This window comes from Cytobacillus firmus NBRC 15306, from assembly GCF_001591465.1.
In the GTDB taxonomy this organism is placed as follows: Bacteria; Bacillota; Bacilli; order Bacillales; family Cytobacillaceae; genus Cytobacillus; species Cytobacillus firmus.
The window spans coordinates 1-4,641 of the sequence record NZ_BCUY01000149.1 but is presented as its reverse complement, the minus strand read 5'-3'; the positions used below and the strand labels follow the sequence as shown (position 1 = coordinate 4,641).

General features: G+C 41.2%; 6 protein-coding genes. 4 read left to right on the top strand and 2 right to left on the bottom strand.

Annotated features, from left to right (window positions below):
- On the bottom strand, nucleotides 1–839 hold an 839-nt coding region (locus BFI01S_RS21025), incomplete at its 3' end, for an alpha/beta fold hydrolase (protein ID WP_061794324.1).
- 175 nt (nucleotides 840–1,014) lie between these two features.
- Here BFI01S_RS21025 and BFI01S_RS21020 point away from each other — a divergent pair.
- Both BFI01S_RS21020 and BFI01S_RS21015 read left to right on the top strand, forming a co-directional pair.
- The gene (locus BFI01S_RS21020; RefSeq protein WP_061794323.1) at nucleotides 1,015–1,518 is read left to right on the top strand and encodes an Lrp/AsnC family transcriptional regulator; all 504 of its coding nucleotides are present in this window, start codon (nucleotides 1,015–1,017) and stop codon (nucleotides 1,516–1,518) included.
- Nucleotides 1,518–2,693, top strand: coding sequence for an aminotransferase (locus tag BFI01S_RS21015; protein WP_061794322.1), 1,176 nt, complete (start codon nucleotides 1,518–1,520; stop codon nucleotides 2,691–2,693). The genes BFI01S_RS21020 and BFI01S_RS21015 overlap by 1 nt, the downstream gene beginning before the upstream one ends.
- Before the next feature lie 103 nt (nucleotides 2,694–2,796).
- Here BFI01S_RS21015 and BFI01S_RS21010 read toward each other — a convergent pair whose 3' ends face one another.
- On the bottom strand, nucleotides 2,797–3,165 hold the full coding sequence (locus BFI01S_RS21010; RefSeq protein ID WP_061794321.1) for a helix-turn-helix domain-containing protein: 369 nt from the start codon (nucleotides 3,163–3,165) through the stop codon (nucleotides 2,797–2,799).
- A gap of 261 nt (nucleotides 3,166–3,426) precedes the next feature.
- Here BFI01S_RS21010 and yugI point away from each other — a divergent pair, with 261 nt between their 5' ends.
- Together yugI and BFI01S_RS21000 are read left to right on the top strand one after the other, a co-directional pair.
- The gene (yugI, locus tag BFI01S_RS21005; protein WP_035332058.1) at nucleotides 3,427–3,825 is read left to right on the top strand and encodes a S1 domain-containing post-transcriptional regulator GSP13; all 399 of its coding nucleotides are present in this window, start codon (nucleotides 3,427–3,429) and stop codon (nucleotides 3,823–3,825) included.
- Between the two features lie 241 nt (nucleotides 3,826–4,066).
- Nucleotides 4,067–4,641: Na+/H+ antiporter NhaC family protein (locus tag BFI01S_RS21000; RefSeq protein ID WP_305791231.1), on the top strand; the 575-nt coding region annotated here is incomplete at its 3' end.

Below are 4,641 nucleotides of genomic sequence, written 5' to 3'. Positions count from 1 at the left end.
CTGCACACCTGAACGGAATTTATAAAACTCCTGATGTGCTTAAGAACATCTTCCGGCCTCTCTTCCGGCACAAGATGACCGGTATCTTTTAGTACCACCAGTTTGGAATTCTTTAAATCTTTATTCAGCCGTTTTCCGATATGAAGCGGAACGACCCTGTCGTGTTCTCCCCATATTAGAAGGCATGGTGTTTCTATTTTCCTTAATGCAGCAGCAGGCATATCGCCTTCCCTGTCGCGAATCATCCTGGTTAAGGCCCGGAAAATATCATCTTCTAAAAAGGGCGACAAATAGCCATAGAGCATTTCATCATCAATCATGGAATGATCGTAGACAACATTTTTTAAATTCTGTTTTACCCCTGAGCGCTGAAGATATAATTTCACATACAGATGAAAGAATGGTATGTAGCTTGAAAAGATGATATGCGGCTTCATTCGTTTCATATACCCGGAACTGCACAGCAGTACGGCCTGGTCAACCAGATCAGGGTTGGAATGTGCAACATTTAATACAATCTGTCCTCCCATGGAATGCCCTATTAAAGTGACTTTTTCAAAGCCCAGTTTTTCTGATAAGCGGATAACCGTATCAGCCAGGTTTTTATAGGAGTAGACGAACTGCTGGGATTTTCCGCTTTTGCCGAAGGGCGGCAAATCCATCGAAACTACATTGAATTCCGTTTGCAGCAGAGGAATCAGCCTGCGAAAGCTAAAGGTGGATGAAAGAAAACCGTGCAGCAGAACCAGGGTATTCCTGGAGGACTCATGTTTATAGTATTCATAATAAACATCCGTGCCATTAATTGGCTCTGTTCCTGAAAATGTCGCTTGTTCCATGGGCCTTCCCCCTCCTAGACTCACTTTCACAGTATTTTCCCCTTAATCTTAATCTTGACACATATGATTTTAAAGAAATTAATAAATAATGAAAGTGACACATTTATTTTCCGCAGTTTTTGCTATAATGTAACTATTTTATAGAGTAAATCACTAAAGGATGGGAGCGACAAAGGTGAAATTAACTGAAAAGCAAATAGAGGTTTTGGAAATTTTAGAAAACAACAGTGCGCGAATCCCTGTGGAAGACATTGCGAAAATGGCTGAATTAAGTAAGGCGGAAACTGAATCTATTTTAGATAAACTCGAGGAAATGAAAGTGCTCGTGCGTTATAATTCCGTTATTGACTGGTCAAAAGTCGACGGTCATGAAGGAGTTACCGCTATGATTGATGTGAAGGTTGCTCCAAAGCGCGGGGTAGGATTTGATGAAGTTGCCCAGAGGATTTACCGTTTTAAAGAGGTAATGTCTGTCTATTTAATGTCCGGCGCCTATGATCTTTCTGTCATCATTGAGGGCCGTTCCATGAATGAAGTCGCCCGATTTGTATCAGAAAAGCTGTCGACTCTCGATTCCGTCTTGTCGACAACAACACACTTTATTCTAAAAAAATATAAGCATGACGGCACTATTTTTGAACAAAATGAAGATGACAAACGAATTGTGGTGTCACCGTAATGAAGGGAACGAAGTCTTATTTATCCAAAACGGTAGAAGAGCTGAAGCCTTCCGGGATTCGCCGCTTTTTTGACCTTGCTGCAGGAATGGAAGGAGTCATTTCCCTTGGGGTGGGGGAACCTGATTTCATCACACCCTGGTCAGTGCGTGAAGCAGCCATCCTATCCCTTGAGCAGGGATATACTTCTTATACGGCTAATGCAGGGTTAATGGAGCTGCGGGAGGAAATTGCAGGCTATATGCAGAAAAGCTTCGGAGTTTCTTATTCACCCCAAAGTGAAATTACCGTTACGGTGGGAGCGAGCCAGGCATTGGATATATCTCTAAGGGCAATCCTTGATCCGGGTGATGAAGTAATTGTGGTTGAACCAAGCTTTGTTTCCTATGTTCCCTTAGTAACTCTTGCGGGAGGTGTGCCTGTTCAGGTCCAGACTTTAAAGGAAAATGGGTTTAAGATTTTGCCTGAGCAGCTGGAAAACGCAATAACCCGCCGGACGAAAGCCATTATACTTTGTTCACCCAATAATCCGACTGGAACCATGTTAACCGGAGATGAACTGAACGCAATTGCACAAAAAGCTGAAAAGTACGACCTGCTGGTGCTTTCTGATGAAATATATGCAGAGCTTGCTTATGATGGGGAATATACGAGTTTTGCATCCATCAGAGAGATGAAGAAAAGAACAATCTTAATTTCGGGGTTTTCAAAGGGGTTTGCCATGACAGGCTGGAGATTGGGGTTTGTCTGTGCTCCTGAAGAGATCTCACAGGCAATGCTGAAAATTCACCAGTATGCGATGATGTGCGCACCTACGATGGCACAGTTTGCTGCACTTGAAGCTTTGAAGACCGGCAAATCAGATGTTGAGGGTATGAAAAAGAGCTATAAGCGCAGGCGGAATTATTTTGTTCAGTCTCTAAATGAACTGGGGCTAACATGCCATATGCCGGGTGGAGCCTTTTATGCTTTTCCATCTATTAAAAGTACCGGGCTTTCTTCTGAAGAATTTGCAGAAAAGCTGCTGCTGGAGGAAAAAGTAGCGGTCGTGCCAGGCAATATTTTTGGCGAAAGCGGTGAAGGCCATGTGCGCTGCTCTTATGCCACTTCCATGGAACTTCTGCAGGAAGCGATTAAGAGAATTAACCATTTCTTAAAGCAAAATCAGAAGGCATAAAAAAAGGACAATCCACAACAGATTGTCAACTTCAAAAAGGGGGGAATACTAGAAAGCCTTATACTTCAAGGCTAACCAGTATTCCCTTTTTATATACTCCCTTTTATAAAACTTTTTGATCATATTTAATTTCATATAGCATTTGCATGACACGGAGGAAATCTTCCTCACTGAATTCCTTAGCTTTCCGCAAGATGAGCTTTGCTTTTTTTGTGCCAATTTCACGCACAAGCTGTTCGATTTCATAATCGATTCCTGACTGGCCCTTCTGCAGTTCCTGTTCAAGAAGTTCGGAAGCTGGAATATCGAGGGCTGTTGAGATTTTTAAAACAGTCTGTGTATCAGGAATCTGATCTCCATTTTCGTATTTTGCAATCGTTCCCGTCCCCACTCTCACCTTTAATGCGAGCTGCTGCTGGGTCATATTTGCACGTTCGCGGCAAGTTTTAATGTTATGGCCTATATTTGACATATCCATCACTCCCGTTAACAATTTCTTCTATTTATATTTTATCACGCTAAAGTTAAGATCTTTGCTGTACTTCATGAACATTTAGTTAACAAATAAATAGAATGTCTACATATTGTTTGCGGATTGTTTTATTATAATGAATGACAGTCAGTAATTCATTATGTCTGAGATTTTATTTCCTTTGATATTTTAATCAAGTTGTGATATAATTTTTTATTGCGTATAAAAAGATTAAATTTGAATTTAAATAGGAGTGTTTTCATGTCTGAGAAAATCGAAGTAGGCAGTGTTATTACAGGAAAGGTAACGGGTATTCAGCCATATGGTGCGTTCGTGGCATTAGATGAGAATACACAGGGATTAGTCCATATTTCCGAAGTGACTCATGGTTTCGTAAAAGATATTAATGAGCATCTTAAAGTGGGCGATGAAGTAAAGGTGAAGGTTCTTTCTGTTGATGAAGCAGCAGGAAAAATCGGTTTATCAATCCGTGCAACAGAAGAAGCGCCACAAGCAGAAGCGAAAGCAAGAAAGCCTCGCAAGCGCCAGGCAGCTCCAATCAAAATGGAAGACGAATCTGCACAGGGATTCAATACACTTAAGGATAAGCTTCAAGAGTGGATTGACCAGTCCCAGCGCGAGGATCTTATTAAGAAGTAATAAAAATGAAAACCGGGTTTTGCTGCCCGGTTTTCATTTTTATTTGATGCAAAAAATATTTGCTTTTGTATGCAAAATGAGCGGGCGCTCGACAATATATTTTGCATGCTTACCTACATAAAACCGATGTAAATTAAATTTTTTAGGGTAAATAGTCTGAAAAATGTTTGAATTTTATATCTTGGCATTAATCTTGCAATAGTTAAACCAACAGACGTGTAACTTTAAAAGGAGGAACATTATGAAAGAAACAACAGGAAAGAAAATTCCCTTCTGGTTTGCAGTGCTGCCGCTGCTGGTAATGATTGCTGCAATGATTATTACGATTGTTAAGTTTGAAGGGAGCCCACATGTGCCTTTAATTGCCGGAACAATTGTATCCGCTTTCATCGCGTGGCGTTTTGGCTATAAATGGAACGATATTGAGGAAGGCTTCTATAAAGGCATTAAGTTAGCGCTCCCGGCAATTCTGATTATTATAATGGTCGGTTTGACAATTGGCTCCTGGATTGGCGGAGGAATTGTAGCGACCATGGTCTTTTACGGATTAAAGCTAATGACTCCATCCATGTTTTTAGTCTCAATTTGTATTATCTGTGCCATTGTCACTCTGGCAATCGGAAGTTCATGGTCTACAATGGGAACGATTGGCGTCGCCGGAATGGGAATTGGAATCAGCATGGGCATTCCGGCTCCAATGGTGGCGGGAGCTATCATCTCAGGCGCCTATTTCGGAGATAAAATGTCACCGCTGTCAGATACGACAAATTTGGCTGCAGGAATTACTGGTACAGATCTTTTTGAACATATAAAACA

Excerpts from the sequence above, each read along its gene's own strand:
- BFI01S_RS21015 (WP_061794322.1), top strand. The coding sequence starts at position 1,518 with ATGAAGGGAACGAAGTCTTATTTATCCAAAACGGTAGAAGAGCTGAAG.
- BFI01S_RS21010 (WP_061794321.1), bottom strand. The coding sequence starts at position 3,165 with ATGTCAAATATAGGCCATAACATTAAAACTTGCCGCGAACGTGCAAAT.
- yugI (WP_035332058.1), top strand. The coding sequence starts at position 3,427 with ATGTCTGAGAAAATCGAAGTAGGCAGTGTTATTACAGGAAAGGTAACG.